This is a genomic window from Sinorhizobium sp. GQ132 (assembly GCF_059758575.1).
This window is the reverse complement of sequence record NZ_JCAXDX010000009.1, coordinates 40,532-61,094: the sequence shown is the minus strand read 5'-3', so window position 1 is coordinate 61,094 and position 20,563 is coordinate 40,532. Positions and strand designations below refer to the sequence as shown.

Sequence of the window (20,563 nt, the reverse complement as noted above, 5' to 3'; positions counted from 1 at the left end):
CGGTTGCTGTGCGCCGGGCACGCGCCGCAGCTCCGGCGCATTCGGGCTGACGGACGGCCGCACCCGCTATGCGGGAGATCCAAACGAACACGAGGCTAGACACCTGTCATGACAAAGATTTCCGCGACGAAATTAGCAATGGCTGCGGCTGCTTTGCTGTGCTGCGGAGCCGGTGCGCACGCCGCCGACCGAAGCGATGAAGGACAGCTTGCACGCGTAGTGGACGAGACGATCCGGCCGCTGATGAAGGAGAATGGCGTTCCGGGAATGGCGGTCGCGGTCACCGCCCGCGGAAAGAGGTACATCTTCAATTACGGCCTCGCGTCGAAGACGAGCGCGCAGAAGGTCACCGACGAAACGCTGTTCGAGATCGGCTCGATCAGCAAGACCTTCACGGCGACGCTCGCATCCTATGCCGAAGCGCGTGGGGATCTGGTCCTGTCCGATCCCGCCGGCAAATACCTGCCGGCGCTCGCCGGAACGAGCTTCGACGAGATCAGCCTTCTCGATCTCGGGACCTATGCCGCCGGCGGACTGCCCTTGCAGTTTCCCGATTCCGTTACCGATCAGAAGAGCATGATCGACTACTACAGGGGCTGGCGCCCGACCTATGCCGCCGGCACGTACAGGCGCTACTCGAACCCGAGCATCGGCCTCTTCGGCTATCTCGCCGCAAAGAGCATGGGCGAACCCTTCGCCGATCTGATGGAGAAGAGGATATTCCCGGCCTTCCGCTTGACGAGCACCTTCATAGCCGTGCCGCAGGACCGGCTGGACGACTATGCCTATGGCTATTCGAAAGCCGGCAAGCCCATCCGCGTCACGCGCGGCGTTCTCGACTCTGAAGCTTACGGCGTAAAGACGACCGCTGCAGATCTGATCCGCGTCGTTGAGGCGAACATGGATGGCACAAGCCTGGACGAGACGATGCGGCGCGCGATCGCCGCAACGCACACGGGATATTTCAAGGTCGGCGCCATGACGCAGGGGCTCGGTTGGGAGATGTATTCCTATCCGACGAAGCTCGACGATCTGCTTGCCGGCAATTCCAGTCAGATGGCGCTCGAACCGCACAAGGTCACCAGACTCGTTCCACCCGCGGCGCCCCGGGAAAACGTGTGGATTAACAAGACCGGCTCGACCAACGGGTTCGGCGCCTATGCAGCCTTCGTCCCGGCCGAGCGCATCGGCATCGTAATGCTAGCCAACAGGAACTACCCGATTCCTGCCCGTGTGAAAGCCGCATACCGAATCCTGTCGACGCTCGAGAGCGACCCCGGATCGGCAGACGCCCGCTGACGCGGCCGCCATCGTACCGCGCTCCGATCGGGCGCGGTGCCGGACCCGCATGACGAGAAGTGCGGCCCTCGACGCCTCGGTTATTCAATAACCCCTCGGGGGTACAAACAGGCAGATCGTCTTCCCATAGGCTTTGCCCGCCGCAGAGCACCAGTGGTACTCGCCGTCCGGCGACATTCGGACCCTGCTGTCGGCATAGGGGAGGACTTCGCCAGTTGCTCTGACGATATAGCCTTGCGGCTGTTCGCTGATCGCGGTCTGCGCGACCTGGCGGCAATCCATTGTTGAACAGCAGGCGCTCGGATACTGCCAACCGCTTGGAGCGTCGTGGGCAAAGGCCGTCGTTGCGGACAGCCCGGCGAGTAGGAAGAAAAATCCGCGCATGGGGTCTCCTTTCAGGAGCAGTCACCGATCCGGACTGCAGCCGGCAGGTTCCTACGGCGGCGTGTGCCCAAAGCGCAGAACCCGCCTAGCACTTCGCGTACTCCATGACATTGCCCCGCAATCGGCTCGGATTTAAGGAATCATGCAGCAAGCTTCAAACCTGCGGATCGGTAAAATGATCCACCGCGGCGAGGCTTATGTCAGCCACGACTTTCGTCGCCATTGACGAGAAAGCCGTCGCTCTCGCCCTCGACCAGTTCCATCGGCCAGACTGCGTTTGCCGGCGCTTGCGGATAATGCTGCTTGAAGGCAGGCATCGTCGACAGAAGCGTTTCGGCAAGCGCTATGCCGAGGTTGCGCAGCGACAAGCGAAAGCAGGTGAGCGGCGGCGAGAGAAAGTGTGCATGCGGACTGTAGCGTCCGATCACCGCGATGTCGCGGCCGGGCCTGACGCCCGCTTCGGAGAGGCCCTGGTAGAAACCGATGGCAATCGTCTCATTGACGAGCAGGGCCGCCGTCGGTCGATCCTCGAGCGCCAGGAGTTCGCGCGCGATCTGATAGCCGCCGGTCTCGTTCGGCGTCGATCGGAAGATCAACTCTTCCTCCAAGGGAAGGCCATGCGCGGCAAGCGCTTCTCGGCAACGGTCGACGAAGATGTAGCCGAGGTTGGCATCGTCGTGCGGACGGGTGACCGCGATGCGGCGATGTCCGCGCGCGACCAGACGGTCGATGGCGATCTGCGCCATCCCCTCGAAATCGAGGTCGAGCCAGGGGCGGCCGGCATCCGTCAGGCTTCGGCCGAGCGTTACGAAGGGGATATTGCGTTCGGCCAGAAACTCTATGCGCGGATCGTGGCGCCGCGTTGCCGAAAGAATCAACCCGTCGGCAAAACCGCGCGCGACGACGCGGCGCAGGTAATCGGTCGGATCTTCCTCCGACGAGCAGAGCAGGGCAACGAGGTCGAGCTTGTGCCTGGCGAAAACCGCCTGCACGCCGTCGAAGACGCTCATGAAGAACGTGTCGCCCTGGCCGGTGATCTCCGTTCCGGTCTGCATCATGAAGCCGATGATGTTGGTGGTGCCCTGCCTCAGGCTGCGGCCAGACTGGTTCGCCACATAGCCGAGCCTTTCAGCCGCCTCCAGGACACGCCTGCGCGTCTCCTCATTGACGTCGGGGCGGCCGTTCAGTGCGCGCGAAACGGTTCCGATCGAAATATCGAGATGTTGCGCCAGGCGCCGAATTCCCTTCATGCGAAGCGCTTTTCCTCTCTGGTCACCGGTCACATCGACCGGCAATCGACACGAGCGAGATACTGTGCAGTTGAACCGGGCAGGTGGCCATAAGCAGCCCGCCATTCCCGGCACCGACCCGGATTTCCGAATCCCTATTGACATGTTTCGGAAAGTCCGCATAGTTCCGTAAACGTTTACGGTGGCTGAAACAAGCCGGAAACGCAGGTTTGCGGGAGGAGAATGGTGATTTTGCGCGCAGTTCTGTGCGGGTGCGGAGCTATGGCCAAAGGTTGGCTCAAGGCGATCGCCGCGGACCGCGAACTCCAGTCGGCAATCCGGATCGTCGGGCTTGTCGACGTGAACCCGGAAGCGGCTCGTGCGCTCGCGGCGGAGTTCGAGATCGAAGACGCCGTTATCGGTTCGGACCTAGATAGCGTGTTGACGGAGGCGGCACCCGACATCCTCTTCGACATTGTCGTACCGACGGCGCGCCGCGACGTGGTCGCCACCGCGCTCAGGCACGGCTGTCACGTGTTGAGCGAAAAGCCGATGGCGAGCTCACTCGAGGCCGGCCGCGAGCTGATCGAACTCGCCAGGAATGCGGGCAGGATCCATGCAATCGTGCAGAATCGCCGCTTCATCTCCGGCATACGCCGCATCCGCCGCTTTATCGAAAGCGGCGCGATCGGCGATCTGACGAGCATCCATTGCGACTTCTTCATCGGCGCGCATTTCGGTGGTTTTCGCGAAGAGATGGAGCATGTGCTGCTTCTCGACATGGCGATCCACACCTTCGATGCCGCCCGGTTCATCGCCGACAAGACGCCGCTCGCCGTATATTGCCACGAAGAAAACCCGCAGGGCTCCTGGTACGCGCACGGCGCGGCGGCCACCGCGATATTCGAGCTTTCGGACGATGTGACCTTCACCTATCGCGGTTCCTGGTGTGCCGAAGGGGCCAATACGAGCTGGGAAAGCGAGTGGCGGATCATCGGCACCAAGGGCACGCTGCTCTGGGATGGCGCCGAGGCGCTGAGCGCCAACCGTGTCGCCGGCAGCGAGGGCTTCTTCCGTCCACTCGTACCGGTCGAAGTTCCCGAACCAGCCGATCCGCTTGAGACGCACGGTCATGCCAGCGTCATCGCCGATTTCGTCGCTGCGGTCCGATCCGGCACCAAGCCGGAGACGGCGGGCGACGACAATATCAACAGCCTTGCCATGGTCTTTGCGGCGATCGAAAGCGCCCGCACCCGGCAACGCGTGACAATCTGAAGTGAGGCATCTGATGAGCAATCCAGCCAAATCCATCCGCGTCGGCACCATGATCAGCGCCACAAAGGGCGAAGCCGCGAAGCGCATAGGCGAGATCGCCGATCTGGGTTTCGAAAGCTTCGAACCCTTCTTCTGGCAGACCACCAACGGCCAGGATCTTGCCGAGCTCGGCAAGCGCTGCCGTGAGGCGATCGGCGACCGCGACATCACGATCTCGACGCTCGGCATGTTCGGCAATCCGCTGGAGGAGACCGACATCGACCTCCAGAGCCTGCAGGGCTGGAAGGACTGCATCGACAACGCTCACCATTTCGGCGCGACATGCGTCGCCGGCTTTACCGGACGCATCCGCAACCGGCCGCTGACCGACAGCCTGCCGCGCTACCGCAAGGTCTGGCGCGAGCTCGCCCAGCGCGCCGCCGACAAGGGCGTAAAGATCGCCTTCGAGAACTGCGCCATGGACGGCAACTGGGCGACCGGCGACTGGAACATCGCTCACAATCCGGACGCCTGGGAACTCATCTTCAACGAGACGCCGGACGATAACATCGGCCTGGAGTGGGAGCCTTGCCACCAGATGGTCTATCTGATCGATCCGCTGCCGCAGATCCGCAAATGGGCGCACAAGATCTTCCATGTGCACGGCAAGGACGCGACGATCCGCTGGGACGTCATCCGCGAGCACGGCATCTTCGGCAAGGAGAAGTTCGTCTTCATGCGCACGCCCGGGTTCGGCGACAGCAATTGGACCGACATCATCTCGGAACTCCGGCTTGCCGGCTGGTCCGGTTCGATCGACATCGAAGGCTGGCATGACCCGGTATATCGCGATGCGCTGGAAATGACGGGCCAGGTGCACGCTTTGAATTATCTGAAAGGCTGCCGCGGCGGCGACTTCGTCGCCGATCCGGCCTGAGACATGCCCGACGGCCGGCACGGGGGGCGCCGGCTGCGGAGAAACCCGAAAGAGGAGGAGTCCATGGGTATCCGTAAATTTGCAATGCTGGGCGCATTCGCCCTTGCCAGTGTTTCCCTGCCGGCGTTTTCGGCAAGCGCCGAGGACGTCACGATCAGCGTCTGGTCGCTCGACCGGGACATCCAACCGGCGCCTAACTTGATAAAGGATTTCAACAAGCTGAACACCGGCATTAAAGTGGAATATCGTCAAATCCAGTTCGACGACGTGGTCAGCGAAGCCATGCGGGCCTATTCGACGGGGCAGGCGCCGGACATCATCGCTGTCGACAATCCCGAACACGCGCTCTTTGCGTCCCGCGGTGCATTTCTCGATCTGAGCGAGATGATCGCGAAGTCCTCAATCGTCAAGCCGGAGAACTACTTCAAGGGGCCTCTCGCCTCGGTGACCTGGGACGGCAAATATTACGGCATTCCAAAGGCCACCAACACGATCGCCCTTTACTACAACAAGGACATGTTCAAGGCGAAGGGCCTAGACCCGAACAAGCCCCCGCAAACGTGGGACGAGCTCGTCGAGGCGGCGCGCAAGCTGACCGACCCGGCTCAGAACGTCTACGGCATCACCTTCTCAGCCAAAGCCAACGAGGAGGGGACATTCCAGTTCCTGCCCTGGGCGCAGATGGCCGGTGGCGGTTACGACAACATCAACGCCGAGGGCGCGGTCAAGGCGCTCGACGTCTGGAAAACGATCATCGACGAGAAGCTCGCCTCGCCGGACACGCTGACGCGTAGCCAATGGGACGCCACCGGTACTTTCAATTCCGGGAACGCGGCCATGGCGATCTCCGGCCCCTGGGAAATCGATCGCATGCTCGAGGAAGCGAAGTTCGATTGGGGCGTGGCGCTGCTGCCCGTACCGGAAGCCGGCGCCGAACGCTCTTCGGCCATGGGCGATTTCAACTGGGCGGTCTTCGCAAATACCGAGCATCCGGAAGAAGCCTTCAAGGTTCTCGAATATTTCGTTTCTCAGGACGACCGGATGTTCAAGGACTTCGGACAACTGCCGCCGCGCTCCGACATCGCCATTCCGGCGACCGGCGAGCCGAAAAAGGACGCGGCACTCCAGGTCTTCGTGGAACAGCTGAAATATGCGAAGCCCCGCGGCCCCCATCCCGCGTGGCCGAAGATCTCCAAAGCCATTCAGGACGCCATCCAGGCGGCGCTTACCGGGCAGATGAGTTCCAAGGAAGCGCTCGATCAGGCGGCCGAGAAGATAAAGGCGGTTCTCGGCTGATTGTCGCGACGATCCGCCCAGGATTTTCTCCCGAGAGAGGCGATCCCCGGCTTCGGCCGGGGTCGCCGCTGCACAGGCCGCGCGAGACTCGGCTCAAGGGACAGGTGAATCGCCAATGAAAAGAATTCTATCGAGCATAACGGATGGCAGGGGCTTCGATATCGGTCTTGTGAGCTTGCCGCTCGCATTCCTGTTCATCCTCTCCGGGCTGCCGCTTGTCTACAATGTCGTGATGAGCTTCCAGGAAGTCGACATGTTCAGCCTCGGCAGCTTTACGCGGCCGTTCGTGGGCTTCAAGAATTATATCGACCTTTTCGCTCAACCCGAAACTTGGCCCATTCTCCTCAACACGGCCATCTTCGTGACCGCCTCGATCGCCGGACAGTTCCTCATAGGCTTCGGTCTCGCGCTGTTCTTCTGGGTCAATTTCCCCGGTGCGTCGTGGCTGCGCGGTCTCTTCCTCGTCTCCTGGGTCATGCCGGGCCTCGTTGTCGGCGCCATCTGGAACTGGATTCTCTCCGGCGATTTCGGCGTCCTCAATTTTCTGCTGCGGGAAACAGGCGTGATTTCCGGCAACATCTTCTGGCGTTCGGACCCGAACTATTCGCTCTGGGCCGTGATCATCGCCAATATCTGGCTCGGCACCTCATTCAACATGATCCTGCTTTCGGTCGGCCTGTCAGGTATTCCGAAGGACCTCTACGAGGCGGCCGAGCTCGACGGTGCCAATGCGTTCCAGCGCTTCTGGACGATCACTCTGCCGATGATGCGCTCGACGATCGGTGCCATTATCGCGCTGGGGCTCATCTTCACTTTGCAGCAGTTCGATCTCTTCGCCGCCATCACGTCCGGAGGACCGAACAACACGTCCAATGTCACGCAATACTGGGCCTGGGACCTTTCCTTCCGTCAGTATGATTTCGCCAAGGGCGCGACGATCTCGGTCATCATGATCGTCTTCGTGATGTTCGCCTCCGTCGTCTATGTCCGCTCGACGCGTCATGAGGTCAGAGGATGAGTGACACTTTCCGCAACCGGTTGATGCTGGCTGTCGCGCTCGTGCTCGCCGCCATCTATCTTTTCCCGCTCTACTGGATGTACATCACCGCCCTGAAGACCGGCTCGGCGATGTTTGCGACCCCGCCTAAATTCTGGCCGAGCGAGCCGCAATGGAGCATCTACGCCTTCGTCTGGGAGAGCCGCAACATGGCGCGGTATCTCTGGAATTCGCTCGTCATCGCTTTCGGCTCGGTGGCGCTGATCGCCGTGCTCGGCGTCGGCTGTGCCTATGTGCTCGCGCGCTATCGCAACGTCTGGGTGGACATCGGCCTGTTCCTCATCCTGATGCTGCAGGTGTTGCCCGCTTCCCTGATGGTGACGCCGATTTTCGTCGGCTTCTCGCAAGTGGGCCTCCTCGATACACCGCGTCTTGCCGTGATCCTGGCGATCGCTGCCAAAAGCATGCCCTTCTTCGTGGTTCTCGTCCGCGCAACCTTCATGAGCGTGCCGATGGAGCTCGAAGAGGCAGCGCTCGTCGACGGCAATTCGCGCATCGGCGCCTTCTTCAACATCGTGCTGCCGCTCGCCCGCAACGGCATTCTCGTCAGCGCGATCCTGATCTTCATGCAGGCCTTCGGCGAATTCGTCTATTCGAAATCGATGATCCAGGCCGTCGAGCTGCAGCCCGCAAGCGTTGGCCTCAACACCTTCATGGGCCCGAACACCAATGAATGGAACAATATCATGGCCTATGCCACGATCTATGTGACGCCCATCCTTGCCGCTTTCATCCTCTTGCAGCGCCGCATCGTTTCCGGCCTCACTTCAGGAGCCCTCAAATGACCCTTCAGATCGAGCTCAACGGCGTCAACAAGTTCTACGGTTCCTACCACGCACTCAAGGACATCGATCTCGCGATAGAGGAGGGGACCTTCGTCGCCCTTGTCGGGCCTTCCGGCTGCGGCAAGTCCACGCTCCTGCGGTCATTGGCCGGGCTCGAGAAGATTTCGGCCGGTGAGATGAAGATCGCGGGGGCGCGGATGAACGACGTTCCGCCGCGCAAGCGCGACGTCGCAATGGTCTTCCAGTCCTATGCGCTCTACCCCCATATGACGGTGGAGGAGAACCTGACCTACAGCCTGCGCATACGCGGCGTGAAAAAGGCCGACGCATTGAAGGCGGCGGCCGAGGTGGCGACGACCACCGGCCTTTCCCATCTCATGAAGCGCTATCCCCGCGAACTCTCGGGCGGGCAACGCCAGCGGGTCGCGATGAGCCGCGCCATCATCCGTCATCCCAAGGCATTCCTCTTCGACGAGCCCTTGTCCAATCTCGATGCGGCGCTGCGCGTGCATATGCGCAAGGAGATCCGGGCGCTGCACGACCGGCTGGGGGCGACCTCAGTCTATGTGACGCACGATCAGATCGAGGCAATGACCATGGCGGACCATGTCGTCGTCATGCGCGACGGCGTCATCGAGCAGCAGGGCCGCCCGCTCGATCTTTACGACAGGCCGGCCAACCGCTTCGTTGCCGGATTCATCGGCTCGCCGGCGATGAACTTCATCCCCGCGGTCGTGCAGGACGACGGCGGCCACCTGGCTCTGGACCTCGGCGCAACAAAAGCGAGGCTCTCGCTCATCGACCCGGTTCCGCCGGGGGCGGCGGTCACCGTCGGCATTCGGCCCGAACACATCCGCATCGTCGGCGCGGGGCAGGGTGCCTTCGACATTCCCGTCGGCGTCGTGGAGTCGACCGGCTCGGCCACCTACATAACTTCGGCGACCCAGCCGGAACTCATGGTCGTGGAGACCGGACGCTCCGCTGCATCGGGCGGGGAGCTTATCGGTCTGGCTATAGACCCGAAGCAATTGCATCTCTTCGATGCGGAAACGGGCAAGCGCCTCGAACCCAAAAGAGCGCAATTGGACGCCCAAGTTACGCCTCGCGCCGCCCCTCATCCCGCTGCCGCGACCTTCTCCCCTTCTTGACGGGGAGAAGGGGCAAGCGGCTGCGTCACAATCCTCTCAGCGGGTCGCAAGTGAGGCGGAGGGTTCCGCGAGTCCCCTTCGCCCCGCCTGCGGGGAGAAGGTGGCCGGCAGGCCGGATTTGGGGGCCATCGCGTCGCTAACTCTCCCGCCCCTTCAGATCCATGATCAACCGCTCCTGACCGACGCGGATCACATGCTCCATCGCGCTGCGTGCGCCTTCCTCGTCGCGGCGCCGGATTTCCTCGACGATGCGGATATGCGCGATCGCGACGCGGTCGATCTCCGTTTCATCGGCTGTCGGGCTGGTAAGCTGAAAAACGCCCATCAGCGCCGCCTCGATCAGGCTGCCGACCGTTCGCATGAACGGATTGAGCGAAGCCTCCAGGAGGCGGAGGTGAAATTCGAGATCGGCGAGCGCCAGCGTGTGGGGGCTGTGGCCGGCATCGCCCATCGCGACGGCAAGCCGCATCATCCGCGCAATGTCCGCGTCGCTGGCGCGGCGTGCTGCCAGTGCCGCCGCATAGGGTTCGAGGGCCAGCCGCACCTCGCTCACATGACGCAGGAAATCCTCGTCGACACCGGCACCGAAATGCCAGGTGAGCACGTCGCTGTCGAAGAGGTTCCAGTGAGTCCGGGGCAGCACCCGGGTGCCGATGCGGGCGCGGGCGACGACAAGGCCTTTGGCGGCGAGAGTCTTCATCGCTTCGCGCAGCACGGTGCGCGATACGTTGAAGCGCGCAGCGAGATCGGTGTCGCCGGGTAGCGTGTCGCCGACGGAAAACTCGCCGCTGACCACCGCCTGGCCGAGTTCGTCGACGACGAGCCTGTGGCTCGTGCGTTTGCCCCGTTGGCTTCCGAAGATTCCCGGCATGGCGCGCGGACCCCGCGGCTACGCCCGCTGCCGTTCGGGGCGCGACAGATGGATGATCCCCTTCTGCAGCAGGATGAAGGCAAAGAGCAGGAGCCCGATCAGGATCTTCGTCCACCAGCTCGAAAGCGTGCCGTCGAACGTGATGTATGTCTGGATGAGACCCTGGATGAGGATGCCGACCAGCGTTCCGGCAACGAAGCCGGATCCGCCGGTGAGCAGCGTCCCGCCGATAACGACGGCGGTGATTGCGTCCAGCTCGACACCGACGGCGGCCAGCGAGTATCCGGCGGAGGTATAGAGTGAGAAGACGATCCCCGACAGGCCGGCCAGCAACCCGGACAGCGCGTAGATACGGATCGTGGTGGCAGCGACCGGAACGCCCATGAGCTTCGCCGTCGCCGTGCCGCCGCCGAGCGCGTAGATATTCGTGCCGAAGCGGGTCCGGTGGGCGATGAGAATGCCGACCGCGAAGACGAACAGCATCAGGCCGCCTATGAGGGTGATGCGCCCGCCGCCGGGCAACTTGAAATAGAGGCTCTTCAAGGTCGTGTAAAAGGGATGCTTGATCGGAATGGAGTCGATCGACAGTACGAAAGCCATGCCGCGGGCGAGGAACATGCCGGCGAGCGTAACGATGAATGCCGGCATTTCGAGATAATGGATGATCGCCCCCATCAGCGCTCCGAACAGCGTCGTGATGGCCAGCAGCAACGCGAAGGCGACGAGTGGATGCATGCCGCCTTGCTCCAGTACGACGGCCAGAAAGACACCGGCAAATGCGATCACAGCGCCGATCGACAGATCGATGCCGCCCGAAAGGATGACGAAGGTCATGCCGACGGCGGCGATGCCGAGGAAGGCATTGTCGGTCAGAAGGTTTCCGATCACGCGGGTCGAGAGCATGTTCGGATACTGCGCGACGCAGAGCGCGTAACTTAAGACAAAGATCAAGATCGTTGCCGTAAGTGGTAGATATTTCTGCTTCATTTCGCTTCTCGCTCGGTCGGCTTGCCGGCTGCCTTCGGGATACTCAGAAACGAGATCCCCGTGCGGAAGCGCGGTGACTGGAGCACCAGGATGAAGATGATGATCGCTGCCTTGATGATGAGGTTGAACTCGGGCGGGAAGCCGGACAGGAGAATGCCGGTATTGATCGCCTGGATGATTACGGCGCCCAGCACAGACGCCGCAATGCTGAAGCGGCCGCCGAGCAGTGACGTGCCGCCGACGACCACCGCAAGGATGGCGTCGAGTTCCAGCCAGAGCCCGGCATTGTTGGCATCGGCACCCCGGATGTCGGCGGCGGCGATGATGCCGGCGATCGCGGCGCAAAGGCCCGAGAGCACGTAAGCGGCCACCAGGAGGACGGGCGTGAGCACGCCCGACAGCGTGCTTGCCTGGCGGTTGATGCCGATCGCCTCGACAAGCATGCCGAGTGCCGTCCGTCGAACGAGGAGCGCAACGATGAGGCCGAAAACCAGCCAGATGACGATCGGCATGGGCAGGCCCGCAAAGGAACCGCTACCGATGAAGATCAGGCCGGGGTGGTTGAAAGTGAGAATAGTCCCCTCGGTGATGAGTTGGGCTATACCGCGCCCAGCCACCATCAGCACGAGTGTCGCGATGATCGGTTGGATGTCGAGGAAGGCGACCAGAACCCCGTTCCAGATGCCGCAGATGATGCCTACCGCGAGCGTCGCGAGCAGGGTCTCTGCAAGCGAATGCCCGGACGTGATCAGCGAGGCGGCAACCGCGCCGCAGATCGCCATCACAGCGCCGACGGAAAGATCGATCCCCTTGGTGGCGATGACCACGGTCATTCCGATCGCCAGAAGAACGACGGGCGCGCCGCGGTTGAGGATGTCGATCATGCTTCCGTACAGACGGCCATTCTGGATCTGTAGGTTTAGAAAACCGGGAAAGACAATTGAAATCGCTATGACAATTGCCGTCAACGCGATGAGCTGCGGCAGCAGGCGGCCGGCGTAGGTCCGCATAATCGGAATCACGACGCTTCCCTCCCGTTGGTCGCAGCGATCGCTTCGACGATCCGATGTGCAGTCAATTGAGCGCCACCGAGTTCGGCGACGTGGGCGTGGTCGCGAAGGACGACCACCCGCGTGCTGTAGGCGACGAGTTCTTCTATTTCAGAGGAGATGACGATGAGCGACATGCCCTTCTCGCGCAGGCTCTCGATGAGCCTGATGATTTCCGCATGCGCCCCGACGTCGATGCCGCGCGTCGGCTCGTCGAGGATGAGCAGTTCCGGTTCGGTCGCGAGCCAGCGCGCCAGAATGGCCTTTTGCTGATTGCCGCCGGAAAGCAGCCTGATCGGTTTCTCGCGATCTGCGGTGCGGATATCGAGTGCCCGGATGTAGTGGTCCGCGAGACGGTTCTGCTCCGCGCGGGGGATCGGGCGGGTCCAGCCGCGCCTTGCCTGAAGGGCGAGCACGATATTCTCGCGCACGGACAGATCGCCGACGATGCCCGCGGTCTTGCGGTCCTCCGGGCAGAAGCCGAACTTCTGCCGGATTGCAGCACGCGGCGAGGAAAGATCGACGGTCCGGCCTTCGATCTCGGCGGTACCGCTATCGGCACGGTGGGCGCCGAAGAGGATTTCTGCGGTTTCCGTCCGCCCCGAGCCGAGCAGGCCCGCCAGGCCGACGACTTCGCCGGCGCGGACATCGAGATCGAAGGGGTCGATCTTTCCGCGGCGGCCAAAGTTTCGAAAGCGGTAGCGTGGCTCACCCGCGACCGCGTCGGAATGGGCGGAATGGATCTCCGTCGCCAGTTCCCGACCGATCATCATTGCGATCAGCTCGCGCCGGTCGAGTTCGGCCGCGTTGCGCGTGCCGACCAACTGCCCGTTCCGCAGAACGGTGATGCGATCGGAGATGGCGTAGACCTGCTCCAGGAAGTGGGTGATGAAAATGATGCCGAGCCCGCGTCCCTTGAGGCGCCGTACGATGCGGAAGAGCATCTCCACCTCGTGTGCGTCGAGGCTCGCGGTCGGCTCGTCCAAGATCAGAACCTTGCCGGAAAGATCCACGGCCCGGGCGATGGCCACGACCTGCTGTATCGCTACGGAATAGCTCGCAAGATCACGGGTGACGTCGATGTCCAGTTCGTATTCCGCAAGCAGTTCCCGCGCCTTGCGGTTCATGGTGCGCGTGTCCACCATGCCGAAGCGGCGGGGCTGCCGTCCGAGAAAGAGGTTCTCGGCAACGGTGAGGTTCCCCAGCAGGTTGACCTCCTGGTAAACGGTCCCGATGCCCAGCCTCTGGGCATCGAACGTGTCGCGCGGGTCGGCCTCGGTTCCGTCGAGCAGCATGCTGCCGCCATCCCGGCGATAGGCGCCGGTCAGGCATTTGATGAGCGTCGACTTGCCGGCGCCGTTCTCCCCGAGGAGCGCGTGAACCTCGCCGCGCCGCAAATGAAAATCCACCTTGTCCAGCGCCTTCGTGCCGGGAAAGCCCTTTTCGATCCTTGTGGCCGAAAGGATATTGTCGCTGCTGGTCTGCATGGCTGCCGTCTCTGGAATGCCGCCTGACGAACGAGCGGGCGTCCGTTCGATGGGATGGCCCGCGGCGGCTGCCGCGGGTTCTAGCTCAGTGCGCTCGGCCCGATCATCGGTGCCGATTTTTCGGGCCGAGCACTGGCGGGATCAGTAGCCGAGGCCCTTCTTTTCTTCGTAGACCTTCATCGGATCATCGGCCTGCGTGTAGAGCTTCGATTCCGTCTGGATCCATTTCGGAGGCTCTTTGCCGTCCTTGAGGAAGGCGGCAAGCGCGTCGAAGGCGGGGCCTGCCATGTTCGGCGTGAGCTCGACCGTCGCATTGGCTTCGCCGGCAGCCATCGCCTGGAAGATGTCCGGAACAGCGTCGATCGAGACGACGAGGATGTCCTTGCCGGGCTTCAGACCGGCTTCCTTGATCGCCTGAATCGCGCCCACCGCCATGTCGTCGTTATGGGCGTAGAGCGCACAGATGTTCTTGCCACCGTCCTCGGCCTTCAGGAAGCTTTCCATCACTTCCTTGCCCTTGGTTCGAGTGAAGTCGCCGGTCTGGCTGCGGACGATCTTCAGATTGTCGTTGCCGGAAAGCGCCTGCTCGAATCCCTTCTTGCGGTCGATCGCCGGCGAGGAGCCGGTGGTGCCCTGAAGTTCGACGACGTTGCACGGCTTGCCCGCGACGGTATCGACAAGCCATTTGCCGGCCACGTTGCCTTCGTGGACGAGATCGGAGGTGACCGCCGTCAGATAGAGATCGTCGGAGGCGTCGACGGTGCGATCGAGCAGGATGACCGGGATCTCCGCGTCCTTGGCCTCCGCCAGGACTTCATCCCAGCCGGTGGCGACGACCGGAGCGAGAAGGATGGCATTCACCCCTTGCGCGATGAAAGAACGGATCGCCTTGATCTGGTTTTCCTGCTTCTGCTGCGCGTCGGCGAATTTGAGGTCGATGCCGCGCTCTTCCGCCTGCTGCTTCGTCAGGGTCGTTTCGGCTGCACGCCAGCCGGATTCCGATCCGATCTGAGAAAAGCCGACGACCAGTTCGGCGGCCGAAGCGCTGCCGAAAGTGCAGGCAGCAAGGATCGTTGCACTCGCAAGTGCCTTCACGATTTTCATGATTTCCTCCCAAAGAAAGCTGCTCTTCCATGCAGCTGATCGAGAAAAAATCATACTATATTACTTTTGTAAACTCACTTTTGCTGACGACGGGACGCGCCGGTGGATTCGCCCACAGATCGTGCAGTGCGCGAGACCGGAAGTGCATGCCGGCGCGCGGTCAAAGGACCGCTAACGTGCGGTTCGGAATGGTCCCGCGGTAGAGTTCGTGGATTCGCAGTTTGTTTTCCAGCGCGATGATGATCTCTTCGCTGAAGTCCACACCGCAGAGCGCTGCAATCTCGGGAAGACCGCCCGGCGTGAAGACATTGGCTTCCAGCACCTTGTCACCGACTATATCGAGCCCGACCAGGAACATGCCGTCTTCGATGAGCTTGGGGCGAAGCCGTTCCGCGATCTCGAGGATCTGAGGCGTAACGGTCGCGGCTTCCGGCTTGCCGCTCACATGCATGTTCGAGCGGACGTCGCCCTCGGCAGGGACGCGCCGGAAGGCGGCGTAGACGCCGTCGCGCTCGAGCGGCCTGCCATTCAACAGGAACAGACGAATGTCGCCGGCGACCGCGTCGGGAATGTAGTTCTGCGCGATCAGGTAGCCGCCGCCGCTGGCGACCTCGAAGATCTGGTTGAGATTGGCTTCGTCCTTGGAGTTGATCTTGAAGACGTTCTTGCCACCGGAGCCTTGCAAGGGTTTCAGGATAGCCCCGCCCGGGTGATCCTCGATGAAGCTGCGGATTTCCTCGATGCTTCTCGAGATCAGGCTGGTTGGCCGGATGATCTCGGGGAATCCCTGAAAATAGAGCTTGTTCTGCGCGAGCGACAACCCGTCCGGGTCGTTTACGACCAGAATGCCGCGCGCGGCGGCGAGCCGCCCGAAATTCGTGCCGACATAGACTGCCCAGGGCCGCGTGTCCGCGTCTTCGGAAGGGTCGTTCCGCAGGAAAAGCACCTGAACCTCACGGAGGTCGAGGGTGGTGATTTGCGCCTGCTCGCCCTTGAGCGCTGTGAGCAGCGTCTCCGGCTTCTTCGGCTTCGTGCCTTTCAGCGTCGTTGCGCGTATCAGTAGACTGTCGTCGGGGCGCAGCACGAAATCGCCCGGCGTGACGTAGCAGACCTCGTGACCGCGTGCGAGCGCCGCGAGCGCCAGCCATGTCGTCGTGTAATAGGGGGCTTCGCCTTCGATGGAGTTGACGAAAAAAGCGATGCGCATGTGAGCCGCTCCTATTGCCGCAGCATATCGAGTGGAGCCATCCGCTCGCGCGCTTTGGCAAGCCGCGACGGCGCTTCCGGACCATCCAGAAACATGGGTCGAACCGAAGGACCGCCGAGCAGACCACGGGCATGAAGTTCCTGCATGACGGCAAAATGGGAGGCGGCGATCTTGCCCATCCAGAAGGGCTCGAGCGCGCCCCCGGCTGCGAGATGATCGAGGAGTTCCAGAAGTCCCCGCAGGTAGATCGCGTCCTTGACGAGACCACCGCCGCGATATACCCGCAGAACGACGTTGAAGGCGTCAGCTCTCTGGAATCCGTGTTCCTTGACGAGCAGGCGGTACACCTCCGGCAAGGACGCGCCATCGATCATCGCGGCGCAGGCGACCACACGGGCGGCGAGGAAACGCAGCCGCTCGCCGGTCATTCCCCCCGAAAGATATTCCGCGAAGACCGCAAGGCCCTCCTGCATTCCTTCATACCCGGCAAGACCGGAGCGAAACAGGCGAAGCCCCTGCGCCGATCCATTGAAATAGGTCAGGAGGTGAACGCCGATTTCGTGGCTGAGGATCGGATCGACACGACCGGGCTCCATGACCGTGCTGCGCGCGATCAAAAGCCGCCTTCCCGAAACCAGCAACCCGGCGGGAAGATCGTCCCGCACCTCCACGAGCGCTTCGAAGCCCGCATACTGCCGGGCATATGCGGCGATCATCTCGCCCGCCCGCATTTCGACGAAACGGCTGTCGGCACGGCGTTCGGCGGGTGCTTTCGGGTGCGCGGCGATTTTCCGGGTGCGGGCGAGGATCTCTTCGGCCGCGCGCAGAAGGTCCGGCTCGACCGGACCGTACAGTGCACGGCCGAACTCGATGAACTTCTTCGTTTCACGGGCGGAGAGCATCGTCAGCTGCAGATCGACTTCCTGCTGCTTTTCACGGTAGAGCTGATAGAGCACCGGGTCTTCGAGGTGATCGAAGGGAATCGAGAACAGCGTCTTCTTTGCGGCTTCGATCTCGATGATCAAAGGCCGGTAGAGGAAACGCGGCGCGCGCGCGAAATCGCTCGCCGCGAATTCGCTCCAGGCGGCTTCCGCGTTTATCGGCGTGACGGCGAGAAGAAAATCGAAGCTCGAGGCGACTTCGTCGATGCTGCGGTCGGTACGCTCCACCGCATCGATGAATGCCTTTCTCCCGAGGGCGCGATGGGTCGGGAATTCGAGGCTGCGCGTCGACCGGGCGAAGGCGGCGAAGGCGTGCAGGGCGGCATCGAAGATGCTCGCGATCAGCCGCTCGCGCACTTCCGGGAAGATCCGGCCGGAATTGCGCTGCCGGTAGACCGGAGCGAAACGAACCCGCATCGAGGGGAATGGCAGATCGAGCGTCTCTCCCTCCAGTGCGGAATCCTGCGGCCGTTCATGGAGCTCGACCCGCGGCGTTCGGAACTTCGCGGGGATCGCTTCGACGGCGTCGACGAAAGCCATTGCTGCGGCTCGGATATTTGCCTCGGCCCCGGCCATCACTTCGACCTTGAAGGGCGGCAGCAAAGGCGCATGGTCGGTCAGGAGCTCATCCTGCGCGAGTTCGTCCATTTCGAGCACCATGAAGGCGCCGAAGCGACGCTCGAGCAGTTTTCCGATTGCGGCGACGATAGGTTTCGCCGTGGCAGCATCCGGGGCGAGCAGGTGGGAGGCGTTCGCGCGGACCACTTCGCGCGCAACGGGTGCCCCGTCGCTGCCGGCCAAGTGCACGCAGAGAAAGGGCAGGGCGCGGTCGATGTGGAGGCGTCCGCCGCCTTCGAACTCCTTGCGCACGGCCCTGCCTGCCTCGATTGCGGCCAGCGCCTCCGCCAGCCAATCGGGAGGATCGACCCCGGCCTCGATGGGTATGCGCGCAAGCTTCATCGACCCTGCTCCAAAGCGTCGTTGAGTGCCGGCAGCGTCGAGGCGAGCAATCTTCTGAGCGCTGCGAGCACTTCGGGGCGCGGCTCGCCCGTCCACTCCTCCATGAAGACCTTCTTGAATTCGACGGCGATGGCACAGCCCGTGTCGGGGAAGTGCTCATGGATGAAGCGCGTCTGTTCGCCCCGCCCCTGAAAGGCGATGTTTTCGCGCACGTCCAGTGGTCGGCCGGGAAAATCGAAGGAGCGAAGCGCCGCCATGAAGCTGTCGACCACGTGCGCCCATTTTCGGCGGTCCATCGAGATGGTGCCGATATTGATGTCCGGCGCATCGGTCGAAAGCGTCGGCTCCGCTTCCGGTCCGGCACGGCGATGATTGTAGCTGTGGACGTCGATGACGACAAAGCGTCCGTGGCAGCGTTCGATACCGGCAAGGAACGATGTCAGCATCGCATAATACTCGTCGTGCATGGAAAGGGATGCATCGACGAGGGTCTGCGGCGGTTCTTCCGCCCACACTTCCAGGCCCCAGGCCTGTTCCGGCCGCAGGTAGACTGCGCCGCCGCGGGGACGATTGATGTCGACCTCGAACCGCGAACGATGGACGATGATCCGATTGGCGAAGTCGCGGATCAGGAACTCGGTGAAGGGATCCTCCTCCCGCAGACGTTCTTCTTCGGAAATCGCGAACATGCGCCGCACCGCGGCACGCGTGGCATGGCCGTCGTGAATGGCGGTCGCGACGACAGGCGTTGCGCCACGGTGCTGGGTCCACCAGGCGGATGTGGCGGATGGCGTCAGATCCAGCAACTGTTCAGAGGCAAGATTCATGTCCGTCGCTTCCGCGGGCGCGTTCACGGATTAAAATTCCGGATCGCGATTTCGGTTCCAGGCGCCTCAGGCACGATTGATCGTCGGAAGGAGGAGTTCCACTTCGCGCTGCATCTGCGGCGACAGCGTCTCGATGTTCGTCCTCCAGAAGTCTTCCGCCTCCTTGGGCTCGTTCTCCCAATTCCTGACCGATGTCTGGTTATCGTCGATGACCACCCGGCGATGGCCGCCGAGGCGCAGGTACTCGGTCGCAAGTTTACGCGCGTTCGTCAGTTCCATGGCTCTACTCCAGGTCTTGAGTTTCGCGACGCCAGCCGGCTGCCACATATTCGAAAACGCTCCGGGCTTCTGGACGTTCCCGGTCCATTGCGACTTTGATCCTGCTCCCGATTCTACCGGTCCGGAGGCAAAATCCGGTTTGACGCCAACGACTAAGCCATCAGTCTCATGACGTCAGAAGCCGGTAGGCCAGATAGGCGACGGCGAAACTTGCAGCAAAGCCGAGCGCCACGAGGAACCCGTTTCGGAGCAACAGGAGCGAGCCCTTCATGAACGGATAACGCCTGACGCGATGGCATCCTTCGCGTCAGGCGTCTTTCGTCAAAGGCCGCAGAAAAATCTTATCCGTTGTCCGATGCATTCCTCATGCCGCCTCGAGGCCGACTTTCTTGGGCTCGCCTTGCGGGGTGGGGGCGGTCTGCCTCAGGACACCCGGAAGGTTCTGGTAAATGTCGAGATAATCGCATGTCATCCGTTCGGTAGTGAACCGTCTCTCGAAGCTTTCGCGAACCTTACGCCTGTCGAGTTCCAGCACCCGTTCGAGGCTTTCGATCGCTTCGTCGACCGTGTCGACCAGGATCCCCGACACGCCGTCGTCGATCACCTCCGGCGCCGAGCCATAGCGGAAGGCAAGCACCGGAGTGCCGCAGGCCATCGCCTCGATCATCACGAGGCCGAAAGGTTCCGGCCAGTTTATCGGAAAAAGGAGTGCTGCCGCATTGCCGAGGAAGTCCGCCTTCTGGTTTTCGTCTATCTCGCCGATGTATTCGACGTTGGAATGGCTTGCGACGAGAGGTTCGACGACTGCTTCCCAATAGGCGCGATCCTGGGCGTCGATCTTCGCAGCGATCTTCAGAGGCATGCCGGTCCGTGCGGCGATTTCGATCGCGCGGTCGGGACCCTTCTCCGGTGCAATGCGCCCGAGGAATGCCAGATACGCGTCAGATCGTCTTTCCCGCAGCGCCAACACCGTCGGGTCCAGTCCATGCAGCACAGTGCCCCTCCAGTTGACCGGCGGCATCGGCGCTCGCTGGTGCTGCGATATCGAAACCAGGGGGATATCGGGGAAGGCGAGATAGAAGGGTTGCAGATCGGGCAGATCGAGGCGTGTATGAAGTGTCGTCACCGTCCTGTCGGCGAAATCTCTGATCAGGGGGAAATGCAGGAATTCGATATGGAAATGCAGAACGTCGAACTGAGGCGCGCGGCGGCGGACCTCTTCCAGCATTGCGATGTGATGGGGAAGGAAATCTTGAACTTTCGGATTGAGCCTGAGCGCGACATCGCAACAGGGCACCAGCTCGGCACTTGTAAGCGAATCGCCGCTGGCAAAAAGGGTCACGTCATGGCCCAGCCTTACGAGTTCTTCGGTCAGGCAATGGACGATTCGCTCCGTGCCTCCGTAAAGCTTCGGCGGGACGCGTTCTGCAAGGGGTGCGATCTGCGCAATTTTCATCGCTCA

Annotated in this window: 19 protein-coding genes; 7 read left to right on the top strand and 12 right to left on the bottom strand. The window is 62.2% G+C overall.

Features of this window, described 5'->3' with window-relative positions; translation table 11 throughout:
- The first annotated feature begins 108 nt into the window (after positions 1-108).
- Positions 109-1,299 carry a class C beta-lactamase gene (gene ampC, locus AC6CIG_RS21570; protein WP_498323748.1) on the top strand — a complete coding sequence of 397 codons (1,191 nt, stop codon included), beginning with the start codon at positions 109-111 and terminating at the stop codon, positions 1,297-1,299.
- Between the two features lie 84 nt (positions 1,300-1,383).
- Here ampC and AC6CIG_RS21565 read toward each other — a convergent pair whose 3' ends face one another.
- On the bottom strand, positions 1,384-1,683 hold the full coding sequence (locus AC6CIG_RS21565; RefSeq protein WP_102762427.1) for a hypothetical protein: 300 nt from the start codon (positions 1,681-1,683) through the stop codon (positions 1,384-1,386).
- Positions 1,684-1,883: 200 nt separating this feature from the next.
- Complete coding sequence (locus AC6CIG_RS21560) at positions 1,884-2,933, bottom strand: LacI family DNA-binding transcriptional regulator (protein ID WP_018096981.1); 1,050 nt, start codon at positions 2,931-2,933, stop codon at positions 1,884-1,886.
- Between the two features lie 222 nt (positions 2,934-3,155).
- Between AC6CIG_RS21560 and AC6CIG_RS21555 the strand changes: the two genes are divergently transcribed.
- From AC6CIG_RS21555 to AC6CIG_RS21530, 6 genes are all read left to right on the top strand, one after another.
- Positions 3,156-4,187, top strand: a complete 1,032-nt coding sequence (locus tag AC6CIG_RS21555; protein WP_018096980.1) for a Gfo/Idh/MocA family protein — start codon at positions 3,156-3,158, stop codon at positions 4,185-4,187.
- 13 nt (positions 4,188-4,200) lie between these two features.
- Positions 4,201-5,103: a sugar phosphate isomerase/epimerase family protein gene (locus tag AC6CIG_RS21550; RefSeq protein WP_100670336.1), complete on the top strand. Its 903-nt coding sequence runs from the start codon at positions 4,201-4,203 to the stop codon at positions 5,101-5,103.
- A 63-nt stretch (positions 5,104-5,166) separates the two neighbouring features.
- On the top strand, positions 5,167-6,399 hold the full coding sequence (locus AC6CIG_RS21545) for an ABC transporter substrate-binding protein (protein ID WP_498323747.1): 1,233 nt from the start codon (positions 5,167-5,169) through the stop codon (positions 6,397-6,399).
- Between the two features lie 115 nt (positions 6,400-6,514).
- Positions 6,515-7,417, top strand: coding sequence for a carbohydrate ABC transporter permease (locus tag AC6CIG_RS21540; RefSeq protein ID WP_018096977.1), 903 nt, complete (start codon positions 6,515-6,517; stop codon positions 7,415-7,417).
- Positions 7,414-8,241 carry a carbohydrate ABC transporter permease gene (locus AC6CIG_RS21535; RefSeq protein WP_004434577.1) on the top strand — a complete coding sequence of 276 codons (828 nt, stop codon included), beginning with the start codon at positions 7,414-7,416 and terminating at the stop codon, positions 8,239-8,241. The genes AC6CIG_RS21540 and AC6CIG_RS21535 overlap by 4 nt, the downstream gene beginning before the upstream one ends.
- Positions 8,238-9,389 (top strand): ABC transporter ATP-binding protein, encoded by a 1,152-nt coding sequence (locus AC6CIG_RS21530; RefSeq protein WP_498323745.1) that lies wholly within the window; start codon positions 8,238-8,240, stop codon positions 9,387-9,389. The genes AC6CIG_RS21535 and AC6CIG_RS21530 overlap by 4 nt, the downstream gene beginning before the upstream one ends.
- Positions 9,390-9,525: 136 nt before the next feature.
- On the opposite strand, the gene AC6CIG_RS21525 is transcribed toward AC6CIG_RS21530, so the two are convergent.
- The 10 genes from AC6CIG_RS21525 to AC6CIG_RS21480 form a co-directional block, all read right to left on the bottom strand.
- On the bottom strand, positions 9,526-10,260 hold the full coding sequence (locus AC6CIG_RS21525) for a FadR/GntR family transcriptional regulator (RefSeq protein WP_018099140.1): 735 nt from the start codon (positions 10,258-10,260) through the stop codon (positions 9,526-9,528).
- An 18-nt stretch (positions 10,261-10,278) separates the two neighbouring features.
- Positions 10,279-11,247 carry a galactofuranose ABC transporter, permease protein YjfF gene (gene yjfF / locus AC6CIG_RS21520; protein ID WP_018099141.1) on the bottom strand — a complete coding sequence of 323 codons (969 nt, stop codon included), beginning with the start codon at positions 11,245-11,247 and terminating at the stop codon, positions 10,279-10,281.
- The gene (locus AC6CIG_RS21515) at positions 11,244-12,257 is read right to left on the bottom strand and encodes an ABC transporter permease (RefSeq protein WP_411933570.1); all 1,014 of its coding nucleotides are present in this window, start codon (positions 12,255-12,257) and stop codon (positions 11,244-11,246) included. Before AC6CIG_RS21515 ends, yjfF begins: the two co-directional genes overlap by 4 nt.
- Positions 12,258-12,265: 8 nt before the next feature.
- Positions 12,266-13,783 (bottom strand): galactofuranose ABC transporter, ATP-binding protein YtfR, encoded by a 1,518-nt coding sequence (ytfR, locus tag AC6CIG_RS21510; protein ID WP_498323744.1) that lies wholly within the window; start codon positions 13,781-13,783, stop codon positions 12,266-12,268.
- A 141-nt stretch (positions 13,784-13,924) separates the two neighbouring features.
- Complete coding sequence (gene ytfQ, locus AC6CIG_RS21505) at positions 13,925-14,887, bottom strand: galactofuranose ABC transporter, galactofuranose-binding protein YtfQ (RefSeq protein WP_018099144.1); 963 nt, start codon at positions 14,885-14,887, stop codon at positions 13,925-13,927.
- A 160-nt stretch (positions 14,888-15,047) separates the two neighbouring features.
- On the bottom strand, positions 15,048-16,094 hold the full coding sequence (locus tag AC6CIG_RS21500; RefSeq protein ID WP_018099145.1) for a glutathione synthase: 1,047 nt from the start codon (positions 16,092-16,094) through the stop codon (positions 15,048-15,050).
- Between the two features lie 11 nt (positions 16,095-16,105).
- On the bottom strand, positions 16,106-17,995 hold the full coding sequence (locus AC6CIG_RS21495; protein ID WP_498323742.1) for a flavohemoglobin expression-modulating QEGLA motif protein: 1,890 nt from the start codon (positions 17,993-17,995) through the stop codon (positions 16,106-16,108).
- On the bottom strand, positions 17,992-18,849 hold the full coding sequence (locus AC6CIG_RS21490) for an N-formylglutamate amidohydrolase (protein ID WP_498323741.1): 858 nt from the start codon (positions 18,847-18,849) through the stop codon (positions 17,992-17,994). The genes AC6CIG_RS21495 and AC6CIG_RS21490 overlap by 4 nt, the downstream gene beginning before the upstream one ends.
- 39 nt (positions 18,850-18,888) lie before the next feature.
- Entirely contained in the window at positions 18,889-19,101 is a 213-nt protein-coding gene (locus AC6CIG_RS21485) for a hypothetical protein (RefSeq protein WP_018099148.1), read from the bottom strand.
- Between the two features lie 364 nt (positions 19,102-19,465).
- Complete coding sequence (locus AC6CIG_RS21480) at positions 19,466-20,557, bottom strand: glycosyltransferase family 4 protein (RefSeq protein WP_498323739.1); 1,092 nt, start codon at positions 20,555-20,557, stop codon at positions 19,466-19,468.
- Positions 20,558-20,563: the final 6 nt, after the last annotated feature.

Bases quoted from the DNA above. Each gene is read 5' to 3' on its own strand.
- AC6CIG_RS21480 (WP_498323739.1), bottom strand. From the start codon at position 20,557: ATGAAAATTGCGCAGATCGCACCCCTTGCAGAACGCGTCCCGCCGAAG.
- ytfQ (WP_018099144.1), bottom strand. From the start codon at position 14,887: ATGAAAATCGTGAAGGCACTTGCGAGTGCAACGATCCTTGCTGCCTGC.
- AC6CIG_RS21530 (WP_498323745.1), top strand. From the start codon at position 8,238: ATGACCCTTCAGATCGAGCTCAACGGCGTCAACAAGTTCTACGGTTCC.
- AC6CIG_RS21565 (WP_102762427.1), bottom strand. From the start codon at position 1,683: ATGCGCGGATTTTTCTTCCTACTCGCCGGGCTGTCCGCAACGACGGCC.
- AC6CIG_RS21500 (WP_018099145.1), bottom strand. From the start codon at position 16,094: ATGCGCATCGCTTTTTTCGTCAACTCCATCGAAGGCGAAGCCCCCTAT.
- AC6CIG_RS21550 (WP_100670336.1), top strand. From the start codon at position 4,201: ATGAGCAATCCAGCCAAATCCATCCGCGTCGGCACCATGATCAGCGCC.
- AC6CIG_RS21525 (WP_018099140.1), bottom strand. From the start codon at position 10,260: ATGCCGGGAATCTTCGGAAGCCAACGGGGCAAACGCACGAGCCACAGG.
- AC6CIG_RS21560 (WP_018096981.1), bottom strand. From the start codon at position 2,933: ATGAAGGGAATTCGGCGCCTGGCGCAACATCTCGATATTTCGATCGGA.
- ampC (WP_498323748.1), top strand. From the start codon at position 109: ATGACAAAGATTTCCGCGACGAAATTAGCAATGGCTGCGGCTGCTTTG.
- AC6CIG_RS21540 (WP_018096977.1), top strand. From the start codon at position 6,515: ATGAAAAGAATTCTATCGAGCATAACGGATGGCAGGGGCTTCGATATC.
- AC6CIG_RS21485 (WP_018099148.1), bottom strand. From the start codon at position 19,101: ATGGAACTGACGAACGCGCGTAAACTTGCGACCGAGTACCTGCGCCTC.
- AC6CIG_RS21495 (WP_498323742.1), bottom strand. From the start codon at position 17,995: ATGAAGCTTGCGCGCATACCCATCGAGGCCGGGGTCGATCCTCCCGAT.
- AC6CIG_RS21515 (WP_411933570.1), bottom strand. From the start codon at position 12,257: ATGCGGACCTACGCCGGCCGCCTGCTGCCGCAGCTCATCGCGTTGACG.
- AC6CIG_RS21535 (WP_004434577.1), top strand. From the start codon at position 7,414: ATGAGTGACACTTTCCGCAACCGGTTGATGCTGGCTGTCGCGCTCGTG.
- AC6CIG_RS21545 (WP_498323747.1), top strand. From the start codon at position 5,167: ATGGGTATCCGTAAATTTGCAATGCTGGGCGCATTCGCCCTTGCCAGT.
- yjfF (WP_018099141.1), bottom strand. From the start codon at position 11,247: ATGAAGCAGAAATATCTACCACTTACGGCAACGATCTTGATCTTTGTC.
- ytfR (WP_498323744.1), bottom strand. From the start codon at position 13,783: ATGCAGACCAGCAGCGACAATATCCTTTCGGCCACAAGGATCGAAAAG.
- AC6CIG_RS21555 (WP_018096980.1), top strand. From the start codon at position 3,156: ATGGTGATTTTGCGCGCAGTTCTGTGCGGGTGCGGAGCTATGGCCAAA.